Annotated in this window: 14 protein-coding genes and 1 tRNA gene; 9 read left to right on the forward strand and 6 right to left on the reverse strand. The window is 43.3% G+C overall.

Annotation, left to right across the window (positions count from 1 at the left end; genetic code table 11):
* The first annotated feature begins 180 nt into the window (after positions 1-180).
* Entirely contained in the window at positions 181-1,902 is a 1,722-nt protein-coding gene (locus C5745_RS02815; RefSeq protein ID WP_105715452.1) for a lectin, read from the forward strand.
* A 106-nt stretch (positions 1,903-2,008) separates the two neighbouring features.
* Here C5745_RS02815 and C5745_RS02820 read toward each other — a convergent pair whose 3' ends face one another.
* The 3 genes from C5745_RS02820 to C5745_RS02830 form a co-directional block, all read right to left on the reverse strand.
* Positions 2,009-4,558 carry a Kelch repeat-containing protein gene (locus tag C5745_RS02820; RefSeq protein WP_105715453.1) on the reverse strand — a complete coding sequence of 850 codons (2,550 nt, stop codon included), beginning with the start codon at positions 4,556-4,558 and terminating at the stop codon, positions 2,009-2,011.
* 168 nt (positions 4,559-4,726) lie between these two features.
* Positions 4,727-4,799, reverse strand: a tRNA-Gly gene (locus tag C5745_RS02825).
* 56 nt (positions 4,800-4,855) lie between these two features.
* Positions 4,856-6,400 (reverse strand): NAD(P)/FAD-dependent oxidoreductase, encoded by a 1,545-nt coding sequence (locus C5745_RS02830; protein ID WP_105715454.1) that lies wholly within the window; start codon positions 6,398-6,400, stop codon positions 4,856-4,858.
* Between the two features lie 447 nt (positions 6,401-6,847).
* Between C5745_RS02830 and C5745_RS02835 the strand changes: the two genes are divergently transcribed.
* The 4 genes from C5745_RS02835 (at position 6,848) to C5745_RS02850 (ending at position 9,919) form a co-directional block, all read left to right on the forward strand.
* Positions 6,848-7,426, forward strand: a complete 579-nt coding sequence (locus C5745_RS02835; protein WP_105715455.1) for a LemA family protein — start codon at positions 6,848-6,850, stop codon at positions 7,424-7,426.
* A 41-nt stretch (positions 7,427-7,467) separates the two neighbouring features.
* Entirely contained in the window at positions 7,468-7,902 is a 435-nt protein-coding gene (locus C5745_RS02840; protein WP_105715456.1) for a TPM domain-containing protein, read from the forward strand.
* A 7-nt stretch (positions 7,903-7,909) separates the two neighbouring features.
* On the forward strand, positions 7,910-8,707 hold the full coding sequence (locus C5745_RS02845) for a TPM domain-containing protein (RefSeq protein WP_105715622.1): 798 nt from the start codon (positions 7,910-7,912) through the stop codon (positions 8,705-8,707).
* Between the two features lie 72 nt (positions 8,708-8,779).
* Positions 8,780-9,919 (forward strand): TlpA disulfide reductase family protein, encoded by a 1,140-nt coding sequence (locus C5745_RS02850; RefSeq protein ID WP_105715457.1) that lies wholly within the window; start codon positions 8,780-8,782, stop codon positions 9,917-9,919.
* Positions 9,920-9,950: 31 nt separating this feature from the next.
* Here the strand turns inward: C5745_RS02850 and pgi are convergent, their stop codons facing one another.
* Positions 9,951-11,597, reverse strand: a complete 1,647-nt coding sequence (pgi, locus tag C5745_RS02855; protein WP_105715458.1) for a glucose-6-phosphate isomerase — start codon at positions 11,595-11,597, stop codon at positions 9,951-9,953.
* Positions 11,598-11,691: 94 nt separating this feature from the next.
* Here pgi and prfB point away from each other — a divergent pair.
* Positions 11,692-12,769, forward strand: a protein-coding gene (prfB, locus tag C5745_RS02860; RefSeq protein ID WP_117584405.1) for a peptide chain release factor 2 whose coding sequence is annotated in 2 segments (ribosomal slippage) — positions 11,692-11,751 and positions 11,753-12,769 — 1,077 coding nt in all. Because the reading frame shifts where the segments join, the coding sequence is not laid out codon by codon here.
* 26 nt (positions 12,770-12,795) lie between these two features.
* On the opposite strand, the gene dcd is transcribed toward prfB, so the two are convergent.
* The gene (gene dcd / locus C5745_RS02865; RefSeq protein WP_105715460.1) at positions 12,796-13,332 is read right to left on the reverse strand and encodes a dCTP deaminase; all 537 of its coding nucleotides are present in this window, start codon (positions 13,330-13,332) and stop codon (positions 12,796-12,798) included.
* Between the two features lie 11 nt (positions 13,333-13,343).
* The gene (locus tag C5745_RS02870) at positions 13,344-14,306 is read right to left on the reverse strand and encodes an isopenicillin N synthase family dioxygenase (protein WP_105715461.1); all 963 of its coding nucleotides are present in this window, start codon (positions 14,304-14,306) and stop codon (positions 13,344-13,346) included.
* Between the two features lie 571 nt (positions 14,307-14,877).
* Here C5745_RS02870 and C5745_RS02875 point away from each other — a divergent pair.
* The 3 genes from C5745_RS02875 to C5745_RS02885 all read left to right on the forward strand — a co-directional run bounded on the left by C5745_RS02875 (position 14,878) and on the right by C5745_RS02885 (position 17,109).
* A complete protein-coding gene (locus C5745_RS02875; RefSeq protein ID WP_105715462.1) occupies positions 14,878-15,324 on the forward strand; it encodes an acyl-CoA thioesterase in 447 nt (148 codons plus the stop codon).
* Positions 15,325-15,353: 29 nt separating this feature from the next.
* Complete coding sequence (locus tag C5745_RS02880) at positions 15,354-16,430, forward strand: beta-ketoacyl synthase N-terminal-like domain-containing protein (protein WP_207795697.1); 1,077 nt, start codon at positions 15,354-15,356, stop codon at positions 16,428-16,430.
* Between the two features lie 130 nt (positions 16,431-16,560).
* Positions 16,561-17,109, forward strand: coding sequence for a 3-oxoacyl-ACP synthase (locus C5745_RS02885; protein ID WP_105715464.1), 549 nt, complete (start codon positions 16,561-16,563; stop codon positions 17,107-17,109).
* The last annotated feature ends 28 nt before the right edge of the window (positions 17,110-17,137 follow it).

A 17,137-nucleotide genomic window follows, 5' to 3' on the forward strand; every position in this document is an offset into this window, starting at 1 on the left:
AAACGCATCTATTATCCGGGATATGCATACCAACCTGCCAGTATAAACTTTTTCTTCCTGTAGCCGTTTTTTAATTTTTCAGTAGTACTTGTTTTATATACTCCATAAATAGCCGGTAGTTAGGTGGTTTGTCGTCGTAAAGGGATAATATCTAATCAGATAAACAAAAATTAAAAAAATATGAAAATGATCGCTGTAAAAAAAATTGGGCTTTATAGCCTTTTAATAGTAGCCCTAGCCTCCTGTTCTAAAAAAGAAGCCGCTATATCCCCTGAGAAGGAGGCGATGGCCAATACTAAAAATATAACGACAGATATATTACGTTCGCCCGTTGGAGACGTAGTCGGAAAATTAGTGGTCGGTTACCAGGGATGGTTTGGAGCTGCTGGTGATGGTTCTGCGTTTAATTCCTGGCGTCATTGGGCTGCCTCAGGAACACCGGCTCCCGGAAATCAGATGTTTGAATTATATCCTGACACAAGAGAATATTTAACCACTTTCCAGACCGGTTATGGAAACCTTGGGAATGGCCAGCCGGCTAAACTCTTTTCTTCCTGGACGTCCCAAACCGTTGCCAAGCATTTTCAATGGATGCAGCAATATGGGATTGACTGTGCTGCTATACAACGATTCGGCAACTATCTTTATGTTGATTCCAGAGATAAGGCATTCAGGGATGGCATCGTAGCGAAGGCAAGAAACCAGGCAGAAAATTATGATCGAAAATTTTACATCATGTATGATATATCAGGATGGAATAGTTTTCAGGCAGAGATTAAGACAGACTGGACCAATGCGATGCAAGTTCACACAAATTCCACTGCCTATGCCAAGCAGAATGGTAAACCAGTAGTATGTATATGGGGAATTGGCGTTTCGGGAAGGCCCGGCGATGTTACATCCTGGACAGATGTAATTAATTGGTTTAAAGCACAGGGATGCTATGTTATAGCAGGTACCGCCCGTGGCTGGCGTACTGATGCGACAAATATGGCAGCTTATCATGCCGCAGATATGATTACGCCATGGTCCGTAGGCACCTTTTCAAACCTGGCAGAAGCAGACACGTATGCTTCAGTCATGCAGGCCGATGTCGCCTATCTTGATAGCCGTGGGCAGGATTACCAACCTGTTGCCTTTCCCGGATTCGCATGGTCAAACTGGAAGCCTGGTACGGCGCAGAACATGATCCCGCGGCTTCATGGTGATTTCATGTGGCGCCAATTTGCTAACATCAGGGTGAAAGGGATTCCAAGCGCATACGTAGCTATGTTTGATGAATACGACGAAGCGACGGCAATAGCCAAAGCTGCAGAAAACAGCTCCATGATACCAACCAACCAATATTTCCTGACATTAGACGCAGACGGGATTGCATGTTCCGCAGACTTTTATCTGCGATTGACAGGGGATGGGGCCCGTATGATTAAACAACAGATTCCCCATACCAGTACGCACCCCACGGCACATGTACAGGCGTCAACCAGCACAAAGAAATTAATTGTCGGCAGCACGGTCTCCCTTACCGCACTTGTTAACGGAAAATATGTATGTGCTGATGATGGAGGAAACAGCCCCCTCATTGCTGACCGTACTTCTGCCGGGCAGTGGGAAAAATTTACAATTGTTGATGCGGGTAATGGCAAAATCGCCCTTCGTTCTTTAGCTAATAACCAGTATGTATGCGCAGATAATGGTGGCGCTTCTCCTCTGATTGCCAATCGCACGGTGATTGGATCTTATGAAACCTTTACGGAAGTTGACGCAGGCAACGGAAATATAGGATTGTTGGCAGACGTTAACAATAAATACGTTTGTGCCGATAACAGCGGTAATTCCCCTTTAATTGCAAATCGTACTTCAGTCGACGAGTGGGAGTCATTCATTGTGACGACATATTGATTATCATTTAAGAGCCCAAAATCAGCCCGACAGGCGAAGCATAGTGCTTAATATCTGGCATGCGCCAGATATTAAGCTTTGCAAAAGAATCGATTAAGTTCTTTATTTATTCCAGAATTTCATTAAAGCTTTTATAAAAATCCTCGTCATATATGGCCTTATATTCTTTACTGAAATTATCAAAAGTAGTCTTAGCCAAAGAATGTTTACCCAGATAAGCCAACGCTTTGCATTTAAACACCATGGCCTCTTCATTTACTGGATCAAAATAAAAAATGTAATTAGCCAAACCAATAATAAACTCGGGATCTTCGCTAATTTGTAGCGTAGACATATAATGTAGATAGGTATCTATAACGTCATTCGATATTTCAGATTTAAATGGATCCAGCCACTCATATTCCAGATTAGATAAAAAACTACCTCGTTGGACAATCTCCGTTAAACGGTTGACTTCCATCTTGGAAATTTTTTTCTCCCTATTTACAATGTGTAAATAATCTTTGTAATCTATATATGACGGAGCATCTACATTAATTTTCCAGTAACCAGTTTCTTTAGATACCTGGAAGCCCTCTAGCTTATCTAAAATACTTTTCAGCTTTGCAATATTCACTGAACGATTGTTCCTCGCACTTTCTGTTGTTTTATCGAACCATAAAATTTCCGTCAATTTTTGGGAGCTTATTCCCCTTCCCCATCTTAAAGTATATAAAAGGGCTATTAACAACAGTTCCTTAATCAATGGGGTAAAGAGTCTCGTAATATCATTTCCTTCCTTGTCATAGATTTGAAAATCCCCAAAAAGGAATATGGTATTTGTTTTTGGCACATCCTCCGGCTCCGCCTCTTGAGCGATGATGGCGGGAGCCCCTTGCTGAGGTGAAAGCGTAGCGACATCTTCCGGGACGTTGGGTATCTCTTCCCGGTGCGTTGTTTTTTTTCCGACAGTTCTATTTTTGCGATTGCGAAAAAATAGAAACAAGAAGACAATCAATCCGAAGAGCAGTATTAAATAAACCCAGCTGTTATAAGATAGAAAGCGGTTATTGAACTTCATTTCTAGCGGAGGGCTTCCCAAAACGTAAATACTTATATCCGTCTGATTACTTTCATCATCATGAAACGTGGTTACGGCAATAAATTGCTTACTTCCCGGACTATAATATAAATCAGCGAATGAGTGAATATCGTGGAAAGTATAGGGTAGCTCGTTCCCTAATAATTTATAATATGCAGAATCAAGAGAGCCCTGTATTAACTGTAAATGTGAATTGTATTTATGGTTCGGAAAAGTTAGCGCATAATACCTACGGTTCTTGGCATCAACAACCATCGAGTTGGCAAAGGCAAAATTTTCTTCCTTAGGATCGAGCTCCAGAATCTTTGTAACGGTCTTGTTTTTGATATCAAAATAGATTAAATCGTATAAATTTCTTGGATTTAATATCTGCTCTCCGGTAGTGCTGCCATATCCCCCTAATAGGTAAGCCCCATCTCCCAGCTGTCCTAATGCCGCCAAATATCTCGGTACAAACCCTTCCGCTGGATTTACTTCCGTCCATTCCTTCGAGGGCAAGTGGTATCTATAAATATTACTTTTATACTTAAATTGTCCATAACCCCCAACCATATAAAGAGAAGAATCCAATGAAGAATAAAATTTATTATAATGCCAAAAGTTCGTAATGACGTCTGGGAATATATATTCACTTGTCCAGCTGTTTGTTACAGAATCGTACGTAGAGATTAGTTGTTGATCTATATATAAATTAAGCAATCTATCTGAAGCAAATAAAGACTGGTTTCCGGCCAATAAATGATAAGTATGGGGATATGCTTTGAGGCTAAGTGTTTTGTTGATTATATTATATATATAGAGAGAATCCTCGCCAATGAGATACATATCGTTCTTAACACTGTCAAACGCCAAGCTTGCAACTCCTTTGATGGTAGCACGTTTGACGAGATCCCAGTCCCGATGTTTTTCCCTAATCCAAATAGGATTAAAGGTTATTGCCGCCAGCCCGTTATTTTTGTCAACTATTATATCATCTTCTATACCGTCGAGCGGCCAGAAATAAGCGGTGTTATTTTCCTCTTTCAACTTAATATTTTTAAGTTTCATCGGGGGAACATCGGTAACCTTAAAATCTTTATAGTTATTTGCTCCAAAAAGTATTTTATAACAGCTTTTTTTGAGTTTAACCTTGTCAAGTAGCACTTTGTCGTTAACAAATACGTGCAGTTCACTTTTTTCAACATCAAATTTTAACTTGATGGTATGCCAGCCTTTGAATAATTCCTCGAGGCTGATGTTGAATTTTATATTCGAAGCCTTATCTCCTATAATAATTTTAAAGTTTTCTTTTTCTGAACGCCGGTGGTCATAAATTAAGTCTATATTTTGTTCTTCATCATTTATTATCCGGAATATGTAGCCAAAATATTCTGAATAGCCGGAATAAAAAGAAAAATCAAAAGACAACTCAAAATTACGGTCGAAGCAGATGGTTTTATTTGCACTTAAATCCAACGAGGTCCGTTTATCCTGCACAATTTCGTAACTGGCAAAGCGTAATCCAAAAGGCTGAGAGAATACTTGTTTGTTGATGCCTACAACGATTAATAATATGAAAATTAGCTTATGTCTCATTTTTTGGTTTAGCGTAATCAGAATTGTACGAAGCCTTGCACAAATTTAAGTATTAATTCCTATTTATATATGTTCTTTATCAAATAGAAAGTACGTTAACCTCACGTTTTCAGAAAATTCCGTTAGTGAAAAACAAAAAGCCTCTGCATATACAGAGGCCTTTCTTCGAGCGAAAGACGAGATTCGAACTCGCGACCCCAACCTTGGCAAGGTTGTGCTCTACCAACTGAGCTACTTTCGCTGATTGTGGTACAAAGATAGCGATTCGGTATATATCTGTCAATAGCTTTTTGAATTTTAATATTTCAAAATAGCATCCACACAATTGATCCCGTCGATTGCCGCCGATACAATTCCGCCGGCATAGCCTGCACCCTCCCCGCAGGGGTAAAGACCGGAAATTTCCGGATGCTGCAATGTTTCTTGGTCTCTTGGAATCCGGACAGGGGAAGATGTTCGGGATTCAACACCCACCAAAATGGCTTCATTGGTATAGTACCCCTTCATCTTTTTACCAAACAGCGGGAGCGCTCCACGTAATGCTTGATGCACGAAAGACGGTAACACCTCATTAAGATCGACACTTTTTGTCCCCGGCTTATAAGAGTTCCCGGGGAGCGTTGTGGAGACTTTTTGTTGTACAAAATCGACCATACGTTGTGCCGGAGCAACCAGGTTGCCTCCCCCTAAATGAAACGCCCTTTGTTCTATTTCTTGTTGAAATCGCAAGAGCGCGAATGGATCCAATAACGAATTGGGCACATCTTCTAAGTTAATCTGGGTAACGGTACCCGAATTGGCATGCGGATTATTCCGTTTTGACGGAGACCAACCATTAACGACGATCTCCCTATCTTCCGTAGCACAGGGGGCAATGATTCCGCCCGGACACATACAAAAAGAAAAGACACCCCGGTTGTTAACCTGCTCTACCAGGCTATAATAAGCGGGTGGGAGGGTTTCGGGACGTGTCGTGCAATGGTATTGTGTCTGATCGATGATCTCCTGCGGGTGTTCGATCCGAACGCCTAAAGCAAAAGGTTTAGCCTCTATCGACCAACCTTTCCGCTGAAAAAGATGGAAGATATCACGGGCAGAATGTCCCGTAGCTACTATAACGTGATGCGCATGTATCGTGTCTCCTAACGACGTGCGTACTCCTTTTATCTTTCCGAAATCGGTAAGAATATCATCGACCCGACAATCGAATCTTATTTCTCCCCCGTGTTCCAAGACGGTGTTACGCATATCTTCAATAATATGGGGGAGTTTGTTCGTGCCAATATGCGGACGGGCATCGACCAAAATATCATGTGGAGCACCGTGTTGTACAAAAATCTGTAGCACTTTTTCCACATCGCCGCGTTTATTTGACCGCGTATACAATTTGCCGTCTGAATAAGTACCTGCCCCACCTTCGCCGAAACAGTAATTGGACTCTGGGTTCACAACACCCTCGCGGTTTATCTTTGCTAAATCCCGTCTTCTGTCCTTTACAGGTTTTCCGCGTTCTAATACGATTGGTTTAAATCCGCGTTCCAAACATCGGTATGCTGCGAAAAGTCCAGCCGGTCCAGCTCCGATGATAATGACGGGTTCAGCATGATGCACGTGATTAATGGAGGAAGTAAATACTTCCGGGAGACGAGGCTCGTCGATATAGAAAACGACGCGAAGACGATACACAACTTTGCGGCCTCTGGCGTCAATAGACCGTTTGCGGACGTGATACCCCTGTATACGCGAGCGTTCTACCTTTAGTTGTTCCGAGCCAATCGCGATAAGGTAGTCGATATCGTGAATCTGATCCGGAAATACGGTAACTTCAATTTCTTTCTGCATAATGACGATGGTTGGGTTTTTATCCCAAAAACAAATACAAAGGTAGTCTCTTTTCTTTTTTCCTTGACGAAAAAAGAAACAAAAAAAGTCAAGACTTGCAAGGTTCCGCGACCTTTACTTGTCTATTCCTAAACAGAAAGGAGCTCGCTGACGCTCGGACAACTTTCTGTTTTTAATGGAATAGTCTGCGTAAAGCTGACCGCGGAACAATGCTAGGCCGTTACAGCCCATATAACCGCGAAGCCATCCTGATCGCTTTTATATACGCATTTGCACCATCCCCAATAAACATAAAAGGTCACATCCAAATGTTTTACAACTGTACAAACTTATTTCTGCACTATCCCATATGTAAAACATTTGAAGTGACGAGTTTTTTGGTTCTTTTTTACGGAAAAAAAGAACGATAATTAGTATTTTTATAAAAATTTGAATAAAACGTCACAGATGAAAAGATTACTTATTGCAATCGTAGGTTTGTTTACAGCGCTGTCATTCAGCTCTTGTGGGTATAACACCATGGTCTCTAAAGATGAGAATGTAAAAGGAAAGTGGGCACAGGTAGAAAACGCCTACCAGCGCCGTGCGGACTTGATTCCTAATTTAGTAGCAACGGTAAGAGGTGCCGCTGAACACGAAGAGGGGACATTAACGGCTGTTGTGGAGGCGCGTGCGAAGGCTACTTCCGTTACAGTTGACCCGTCTAATCTAACTGAAGAGGCTATTGGTAACTATCAGCAAACGCAGGATGCATTGTCACAGTCTATTGGCAGATTGTTAGTGAGTGTAGAGGCTTATCCAGATTTGAAAGCAAACTCCAATTTTCAAGAATTGCAAGTACAGTTAGAGGGAACGGAAAACCGTATCTCTGTGGAACGACGTTCATATAATGAAGCTGTTCAAGATTATAATACGACAGTAAGGAGTTTTCCAAATAACATTATGGCCGGCATCTTCGGGTTTAAGCCGAAAGGAACGTTTAAAGCGGCGGAAGGATCTGACAAGGCGCCTACGGTGGAGTTTTAGCATACATTTTAATAACGAAAAGTTGAGTAGGAGGGTTTGATATGGATATATTTTCATCAGAAGAACAAGATCGTATTGTTCACGCTATCAATGTAGCAGAGGCAAAAACGTCGGGTGAGATTCGTCTCGTAATCGATGAAAAATTAAAGGCATCTTCTGCGATGGATGCGGCGGTGGCGTATTTCGAAAAATTGGAAATGCATAAAACGGGATTAAATAACGGCGTGCTTATCTACATGGCAATAGATGATCACGAATTTGCCATTATAGGAGACCGCGGTTTAGATACAAAATTAGAGGCCAATTTTTGGGATGAGACGCGGGAACTGATGATTTCTTTCTTCCGTCGTGATGATATCGTCCAAGGGCTCATTGAAGGGATACACCATGTAGGGGATCAGTTACAACGCTATTTTCCTCGTGGTGTTGATGACGTGAATGAACTTCCAAATGATATTTATTTTGGAACAAATTAAAAATCCAATGCAACTATATATATTGTTTAAGCCGGCCATAAAATGGATTGGAGCTGTATTTCTTGTGCTATTGGGCTCAATTTTTTCGCTTTTTGCACAAGATTTACCCGATGCCCCGAACCAACTGGTTACGGATTATACCGGAACGTTGAGCCGCACTGAAGTCCAAGCATTGGAGCGGAAATTGCTGGCCTTTGAAGACTCGACATCAACGCAGATTGCTGTCGTGTTGGTGAGGACAACCGACGGCTATGACGTTGGGGATTACGCCGTTCGATTAGGGCAAAAGTGGGGCGTTGGGGGTAAAAAATATAATAATGGGGTTATTTTGTTGGCTGCGTTGGAAGACAGGACAGTTACTATCCAAACAGGTTATGGTATGGAAGGAGTCTTGCCGGATATCATCGCGCATCGGATTATTCAGAATGAAATAAGACCCCACTTTAGTCGACAGCAATATTATCAGGGCCTCGATGCGGCAACAAATGCGATTATCGCGTATACAAAAGGTGAATACAAAGCTGACGCCCGGGAACGGCGAGAGGGCGGCGACGGTGTACCTGTTATCTTGATTGTCATTATAGCGATCATCATCATATCCCTATTTTCAAAGGGTGGCGGTGGCGGACGTGGAGGACGTGTGATGACGGGGAGAGGCGCTTCAAATATCTTTTGGTGGACTTTGCTTAGTGGTTTGGGTAGAGGTGGCGGCGGTGGCGGCGGCTTCGGTGGAGGAGGAAGTGGTGGTTTTGGAGGTTTTGGTGGCGGTGGCTTCGGTGGCGGCGGAGCTAGTGGACGTTGGTAATTTGTGAAAACGAGTAACGATGTGTCAGGATAGTAGACGACATAGTAACAATAAACAACATAACACATTAAAATGAAAACAGGAATATTAACGACGATAATGGCAATCCCAGCGTTGCTATTTGCCCAAGAGGACTTTACCATAAATGGAAAGGTAGGGGGTGCGCAAGAAGGAGCCAAAGTCTTTTTTCAATATAGAGATAATGGCCAAACCGTTTTGGATTCCGTGGTTATGGCGAACGGTGCATTTAAGTATCAGGGGACGGTCGCACACCCTACCCGGGCGATGCTAGTTTTAGCAGCGAACGGGGAGACGATGGATGAATTGCGTGCCAGCGGGGAGCGACCTCCTATAAATTCAGTGTATCTCGCTAAAGGAGTTGTCAAGTTTGAAGGAGATGATTTTATCAGTGCAAAAGCAACAGGTAACGCTATCAATGATGACTTTTCGAAGTATCAGGGCTTGTTGAACGACATTAATGAGGGGTTTGCGGCCTTAGATGCCGAGTATCAAGCGGCTCCAGACGAGCAGAAGCAGGATGAAACCTTTATTCAAGGTCTTCAAGCAAAGGCAGAAGAGCTCTATGAAAAACAAGCGGATATTAGCGAAGCATTCGTCACTTCGAATCCCAATAGCTATGTTTCATTAACTATCTTGGATGAGGAAGCATCTCCTGAAAAGCTAGCCAGTTTCGTAAAGCCAGCTTATGAAGGCTTATCAAGCAGTTTAAAGGCTACAGGTTTGGGTAAGCGGTTAGGGGAAAAAATTGCGAATATGGAGAAGCTAGCGATCGGCGCCCTGGCACCCGATTTTGTATTACCTGACACAGCTGGTAATGAGTTAGCGCTTTCTTCCATGCGCGGCAAATATGTTCTAGTGGACTTTTGGGCGAGTTGGTGTGGCCCCTGCCGGAACGAGAATCCAACGGTAGTTGCCGCTTTTGAGAAATTTAAAGACAAAAACTTTACTGTTCTAGGGGTCTCGCTGGATCGCCCGGGAAAAAAGGAAGATTGGATAAAAGCGATTCACGATGACAAGTTGGAGCAATGGCCGCATGTATCCGATTTGCAATTCTGGGAATCACCGGTAGTGAAATTATATTCTATTCGGGGTATTCCGCAGAATTATTTATTAGATCCGGAAGGGAAAATTGTGGCGTCCAACCTAAGGGGGCCAGCACTGGAAGAGAAGCTGAATGAGATATTAAACTGACAGTAGGGGCGCGCATTGCGCCCCTACTTATTTACCGCCAGGCTTTGTACTGGTTGATCAAGCCGTTTGTAGATACATCGTGTGCATTTACGGGTTCGTCGTTTTCTAATTCGGGAAGAATCTTATTTGCTAATTGTTTGCCTAGCTCTACACCCCACTGATCGAAACTGAATATATTCCAAATAACGCCTTGAACAAAAATCTTGTGCTCATAAAGGGCTGTCAAGCAGCCGAGCGTATAGGGCGTGATTTTCTTAACAAGGAACGAGTTGGTGGGACGGTTACCTTCAAATACTTTAAAATTTTTCAGTGCTGTAATTTCCGCTTCTGTTTTACCGGCTTTCTGTAGCTCGCCTACCACTTCTTCTTCCGTCTTTCCGTTCATAAGTGCTTCGGTCTGTGCGAAAAAGTTGGATAGCAGTAATTGATGATGATTGCCGATGGGGTTATGTGAGACAGCAGGAGCAATAAAATCACAAGGAATTAATTTCGTGCCTTGATGGATGAGCTGATAAAAAGCGTGCTGTCCGTTGGTGCCGGGCTCTCCCCAAATAATAGGACCTGTTTGATAATCTACCCGGTTGCCGTTCCTGTCAATATATTTTCCGTTACTTTCCATATCACCCTGTTGGAAATAGGCTGCAAAACGGTGCATATATTGGTCATACGGTAAAATAGCATGGCTTTCTGCGTCAAAAAAATTATTATACCAAATGCCCAGCAAAGCAAGTATAACAGGGATATTCTGTTCAAGCGCCGTGTCTTTAAAGTGTTCATCTGCCGCATGGGCACCTTGAAGAAGCTGTTCAAAATTAGCATAGCCGATACCTAAAGCGATGGATAATCCGATGGCTGACCATAACGAATATCGACCACCTACCCAATCCCAAAATTCAAACATGTTGCTGGTGTCGATGCCGAACGCAGCTACACCTTGTTCATTTGTACTTAACGCTGCAAAATGCTTTGCTACATCAGCCTCTTTAGCGTCGGAGGCCAAGAACCAAGCTTTTGCGGATTTGGCGTTAGCCATTGTTTCCTGCGTTGTAAAGGTTTTAGACGCGATAAGAAAGAGAGTTGTTTCCGGATTTAGTCCTTTTAATGTCTCCGCAATATGTGTGCCGTCTACGTTGGATACAAAATGCATGTTCAGCCGCGTTTTGTATGCCTTCAGGGCTTCCGTTACCATCACGGGCCCTAAATCTGAGCCGCCAATGCCGATGTTCACCACATCCGTTATCTCTTTGCCGGTATACCCTTTCCATTCGCCCGAAAGAATCCTGTTGGTAAAGTCTTTCATTTGCGCCTGCACAGCTTTTATTTTGGGCATAATATCTTCACCATCCACCAACACGGGACGTGTTGACTGATTGCGTAAGGCGGTATGCAATACTTGTCTTCCCTCCGTTTGATTGATTTTTTTTCCGCCGAACATGGCTTCGATAGCCTCTCCTAGTTGACATTCTTTTGCCAGCTGTACCAAAAGTGCTAGCGTTTTGTCATCTATCCTGTTCTTCGAAAAATCCACCAAGATATCCTCCAATTGTAGCGAGAACTTCTCGAAGCGCTGTGGGTCTTCGGCAAATAGCTGTTTTAAGGATTTCTCATTAATGGAAATATAATGGTCTGCTAGGTATTTGTACGCTTGTGTGGTTGTGAAATCTACGTTTGGAAACATATTTGTGTTCGTTTGTTTTGTTTAGATCAAAGATAGCTTTTTTTGACTTTTTTTCTGAATTAGGATTCATGAGGGTTTTATTTTATTTTTGGGCATGACCAAGGAACAAATTCAAGACTTGAGGGATAGAGTAACGTCCCTAAGGAGGCATCTTTGACATCGATGCACGGAAATCAGAGATAGTAGAAAAAACAGAAATTACGTTGCGCCCCGATTTTTGGGACGAACCCAAAGCGGCGGAGAAAGTTTTGCATGCGATTAAGGCGTTGAAAGTATGGACAGATCATTTCGACGAAGTGTCGGCCGCGGTGGACGATGTGGGCGTCATGTATGAATTTTTTCAATCTGGTGATGCGAGTGAGCAAGATGTAAATGAACAATATGAAACGACCCTTGCTCAAGTAGCCGAATTGGAATTTAAGAACATGTTAAGTTCCGAAGAGGATCAGCTTGACGCTATTTTGCAGATTACAGCAGGAGCGGGCGGTACCGAATCCTGCGATTGGGCTTCCATGTTGATGCGCATGTACATCATGTGGGGCGAAAGACACGGATGCAAGGTAGTAGAGCAGGATTATCAGGAAGGCGATGTAGCGGGAATCAAAACGGTGACGCTACAATTTTCGGGAAACTTTGCATACGGCTATTTAAAAGGGGAAAACGGGGTGCACCGCTTGGTTCGGATTTCACCGTTTGATTCCAACGCGAAACGGCATACGTCTTTTGCTTCGGTATATGTTTACCCGTTGGTGGACGATAACATCGAGATCGACGTGAAAGACGCCGATATCGAATGGGATACTTTTCGCTCTGGAGGTGCCGGCGGACAGAACGTGAACAAAGTCGAGACAGCCGTCCGTTTACATCACAAGCCGACAGGTATTATCATTAAGAACCAGGAGTCGCGCTCGCAGCTTCAGAATAAAGAAAATGCGCTGCGCTTGTTGAAATCCCAGCTTTATGAGATTGAAATGCGGAAACGTCAGGAAGCGACCGCAGCGATTGAAGGTTCTAAGAAAAAGATAGAATGGGGTTCGCAAATCCGGAATTACGTGCTGCATCCCTATAAATTGATCAAAGACCTGCGTACGAATGTGGAAACATCCAACACGCAAGCCGTGCTGGATGGCGATCTCGACGCGTTTTTGAAGGCTTATCTCATGGAATTCTAATAAAGAAGTTGCTTGCAACTTCTTTATTAGAATGCATTTTTCCACATCATGCTCTCTACAGGACGGATGGTTTTGTTATTGTATTTGGCATTTCCTTTCGTGTTATAAAGCGTTTCGATATCGCCGTCAACGACGAAATAGATAAGTTGGCCGACAGGCATGCCTGCATACACCCGGACGGGTTGCGCTACAGAGATCTCCAGCGTCCAGGTATTACAAAAGCCTACATCTCCTTTACCAGCTGTCGCATGGATGTCTATTCCCAAACGACCTGTACTGGATTTTCCTTCCAGAAACGGGACATGCCCGTGTGTCTCGGTGTATTCCAATGTAACGCCTAAATACAGTTTCCCCGGTTGGAGGATAAATCCTTCTTCCGGTATTTCAAAATGTGCGATTTCGTTGTGCTTTTTTGCATCTAGGACATCGTCTTTATAGGTGGCAAGATACTTACCCAAGTGGACATCGTATGAATTTGTTCCCAAGCATTTTCGGTCGAATGGTTCGATGACGATGGTGCCGTTGTCTATTTCTTCTAGAATTCTTTTATCTGATAATATCATTGTCTTTGTTATTACATTTTCAACCCAATCTCACGCAAACGCTCGTCCAGATATTGTCCTGCCGTATAATCTTGATATGCCTTAGGATAATCTTCGGAAATGCAAGCGTCTAAACAGGCTAAGCTCATGGAAGCCTTGGGATGCAGGAAGAAAGGTACGGAATAGCGCGATGTCTTCATGAGTTCACGTGGTGGGTTTACCACGCGATGGGTGGTAGACTTGAGTTTATTGTTCGTTAGCCGCTGTAACATATCACCGACGTTGACGACGATATCTTCTCCTTTGGCTTTGATCGGTAACCATTTGCCGTCTTTGGTCCACACTTCTAGGCCGTCCGCGCTGGCACCAATAAGCAGTGTGATCAGATTGATGTCCTCGTGGGCTCCCGCACGAACGGCGTCCGCCGGTATCGCTGCTGGATTTTCAATAGGGAAATAATGGATAGCTCGTAGGATGGAATTGCCGTTGACAACAAACTTCTCAAAATAGTCTTCTTCCAGATCTAAATAGGAAGCAACGGCTTTAAGCAGTTCACGTCCGGCATTTTCTAATCGTTTATAGACTTCGCTCGTTACTTCGTTAAACCGAGGCAATTCGTCAACGATAATGTTATCTGGAAAGTCCGTTTTGGTATAGTTTTCACCTACGACGGTCTGTCCACGCTGCCAAAATTCTTTTAAGTCCGGTGTATTCGCGTCTTTGGCTTTCTCTTTTCCTTTAGCGGTATACCCGCGTTGTCCGGCTAATTCCGGAAATTCGTACTTCCTTTTGACCGCTTCCGGAAGACCAAAAAAAGCTTTCACGACAGCGTAGAGGTCGTCAATGAGTTCTTGGCTCAACCCATGGTTTGCGATAGTCACGAAGCCCGTTTCGTTAAGTGCCTTTCCTATATCTTGTACAAATTGTGTTCGTTCTTCCGCACGACCTTGCGTATATTGAAGCAAATCCAGTCGCGGGATATTTACTAATGCCATGGTGTTTTTGTGGTAAAAATAACGAAAATTATGGGATAAAAATTGATCGATGTCATTTTTGCTGTATCGACATTTTAAAAGAAGGTTTTTCTTTTATCAATTTTTCATCTTCTTTTTTTCCTCAAAAAAGAAGCAAAAAATATCGTCGCTTCAAATGTTTTACAATAGGGATAGTGCTAAGGATGAGATGGTGCAGTCGTAAAACATTTGGATGCGACAATTAAAGTTAAGGAGGGTTCATGCAATTGTATTATCCCTCCCTTAACACTCAAATGCCGCCTAACAAAATTTTGATAACTGCAGGAATATCATTTCTGTACTATCCTATCCTATCAAAACCTATTCTCGATGCGGGAAAAGTGCGGGGTAGTGGGACGCATCAAATTTTTCAGCGGCGACTTTTTTTGTGTACTTTTTTTGAGAGAAAAAAAGTACAAGCCCCGCCGCGGCTCGAGCGGCAAAAAAGTTGCTTAAGAAAAACCTTCTATTGCTGTCGATGCCGATCATATTGCATATGAAAATGAATTTAAGTAGGTTTGCTTTACACAGAAGCACGTATTCGTGCGATGCTATGATAAAAAGAAGAGAACAACTTTATGAAGAATCGGGGCTGACGGAATCAGTGACCGTTCCGGTGCGCTTTAGTGAGGTGGATTCCTTAGGTATTGTGTGGCACGGCCATTATATATTATATTTCGAACAGGGTAGAGAAGCGTTTGGGAAAACCTACGGTATTGATTATATGACTGTACAAAAAGCAGGATTTACGACCCCCATTGTAAAATCCACCTGCGAGCATAAATTACCGTTACGTTATGGGGATACGGCACGTATTGTGACGGCATACGTCGATACACCCGCCGCAAAGATGATTTTCCGATTTAAGGTGTATAATAGTAAAGATCAATTAGTCTGTCACGGGGAAACGGTACAGGTGTTTTTGGATGCAGGACAAAACCTCGTGTTAAGTGTCCCCGATTTTGTGTTAGACTGGAAAAAACAGGTAGGCTTGCTGTAATGACGTTTGATCCCATATATATACACGGCATGAATTGCGTCACCCCGTTGGGCATGGATTTGCTATCGAACTGGACGCAACTGTTGATGGGAAATGGGGGGATTATACGGCACGATGTCGGTCGGATAAAAAATAGCTATGTGGCGAAATTTATATCGGAGGAGGCTGCTGGGCTGTTAACACCTGTGCAAGACAGTACCTTATTGGAGCGGATGTTATTCACAGCGGCAAAACCGATTGCGTCAAAATATGTACTTACGCCACGTACAGCTTTGGTGCTGTCCACAACAAAGGGTAATGTTTCGCTTTTACAAGATGGAAGAATGGCAGACGCGCAGCTTAACGTGTTAGCCAATAAAATGGCAGAGGCGCTGGGATTCCAGACACAACCTATTGTCGTATCGCATGCTTGTGTATCAGGCTTACTGGCGCTATCGGTTGCCAAGCGCCTGATTCAGATTGGTCAGTACGACGACGCCGTGGTTTTGGCGGGAGATGTTGTCTCTGAATTTGTAGTGTCGGGTTTTCAGGCATTCCAAGCCATGAGTCCATTTCCCTGCAAACCGTTTGACAAAGATCGAGCGGGGGTATCCTTGGGTGAAGCGGCTGCTTGTGTATATGTTTCCAAAGAAAAGGGGGAGTTCAAGATTTTAGGAGAAGCAGCTATCAATGATGCAAATCATATTTCGGGGCCATCTCGCACAGGAGAAGGGCTTGTACAAAGTGTGTTGCGTGCCGGACGAGAGGCGAGTATCGATATAAAAGATATCGATTTCATATCGGCCCATGGAACGGCAACGCTGTACAACGATGAAATGGAGGCTGTTGCGTTTCATCGGTTAGGGCTGCAGGATGTTCCCATTCACAGTCTGAAAGGTTATTATGGGCATACATTGGGCGCGTCTGGCTTATTGGAAACGGTCATCGCGTTGAAAGCCATGCAAGAAGAGGTACTGCTTCCGACATTAGGATTTGAGGAGTTAGGTGTTTCGCAACCGGTGAACATCATTCGCGAAGCAGGTTATAGGCCACTAACCCGTTTACTGAAAACAGCCTCTGGTTTCGGTGGAAGTAATGCGGCGATGCTGGTGGAAAGGTGTGGTTAGCCGTTCAACAGTTTTTGCCAAAGTGTGTGCGACGAAGCTTCATGGCGTAGAGATTGGAGTGCCATAGGCATTTGAGAGTACGGTAGTGTTTGATTAGATTTGTGAAGCCTTAGGGAGTCCTGTAAATATTATGCTAGAAAAAATCACTATACAAAAATCCTGTACCATTGAACAACATCGGATTGTGGTCGACGATATGCTCGTTTGGTCGAGCGCAACGGATATGCCATTTTCAGATTTTGCAAAAGATGCTTTCCATCATCTGGACATCGACTATCCGAAATTCTATAAGATGGATGCCTTGAGTAAGTTGGCTTTTCTGGCGGCAGAATACATCTTACGGGGCGAAGATAAGGATGAACTAGCACTGGTGTTGGCAAACAAGTCCGGTAGTCTGGATACAGATATAAAACATCAGGAAAGCATCCAGGATACGGAAAACTATTACCCTCGGCCGGCGACTTTTGTTTATACCCTCGCCAATATCTGTGCCGGCGAAATCAGTATCCGGCACGGTTTGCAAACGGAGAATGCGTTTTTTATTGCAGAAGAATTCCCCGAGGAAACTATTTTTGCTTATGCCGATTACCTGTTACAATCCAATAAAGCAAAACGGGTTTTATGTGGATGGGTAGAATACTTTCAGGAAGATTATCGGGCACTTTTTTATATTTTTTAGTGAAAATAGTGCTTTTTGTTTAGGTTTG

This window comes from Sphingobacterium haloxyli (genome assembly GCF_002980525.1).
GTDB classification, from domain to species: domain Bacteria; phylum Bacteroidota; class Bacteroidia; order Sphingobacteriales; family Sphingobacteriaceae; genus Sphingobacterium; species Sphingobacterium haloxyli.

Coding starts and splice junctions, on each gene's coding strand:
- C5745_RS02875 (WP_105715462.1), top strand. CDS start 14,878: ATGATAAAAAGAAGAGAACAACTTTATGAAGAATCGGGGCTGACGGAA.
- C5745_RS02840 (WP_105715456.1), top strand. CDS start 7,468: ATGGATATATTTTCATCAGAAGAACAAGATCGTATTGTTCACGCTATC.
- dcd (WP_105715460.1), bottom strand. CDS start 13,332: ATGATATTATCAGATAAAAGAATTCTAGAAGAAATAGACAACGGCACC.
- C5745_RS02815 (WP_105715452.1), top strand. CDS start 181: ATGAAAATGATCGCTGTAAAAAAAATTGGGCTTTATAGCCTTTTAATA.
- pgi (WP_105715458.1), bottom strand. CDS start 11,597: ATGTTTCCAAACGTAGATTTCACAACCACACAAGCGTACAAATACCTA.
- C5745_RS02835 (WP_105715455.1), top strand. CDS start 6,848: ATGAAAAGATTACTTATTGCAATCGTAGGTTTGTTTACAGCGCTGTCA.
- C5745_RS02880 (WP_207795697.1), top strand. CDS start 15,354: ATGAATTGCGTCACCCCGTTGGGCATGGATTTGCTATCGAACTGGACG.
- C5745_RS02885 (WP_105715464.1), top strand. CDS start 16,561: ATGCTAGAAAAAATCACTATACAAAAATCCTGTACCATTGAACAACAT.
- C5745_RS02870 (WP_105715461.1), bottom strand. CDS start 14,306: ATGGCATTAGTAAATATCCCGCGACTGGATTTGCTTCAATATACGCAA.
- C5745_RS02830 (WP_105715454.1), bottom strand. CDS start 6,400: ATGCAGAAAGAAATTGAAGTTACCGTATTTCCGGATCAGATTCACGAT.
- C5745_RS02820 (WP_105715453.1), bottom strand. CDS start 4,558: ATGAGACATAAGCTAATTTTCATATTATTAATCGTTGTAGGCATCAAC.
- C5745_RS02845 (WP_105715622.1), top strand. CDS start 7,910: ATGCAACTATATATATTGTTTAAGCCGGCCATAAAATGGATTGGAGCT.
- C5745_RS02850 (WP_105715457.1), top strand. CDS start 8,780: ATGAAAACAGGAATATTAACGACGATAATGGCAATCCCAGCGTTGCTA.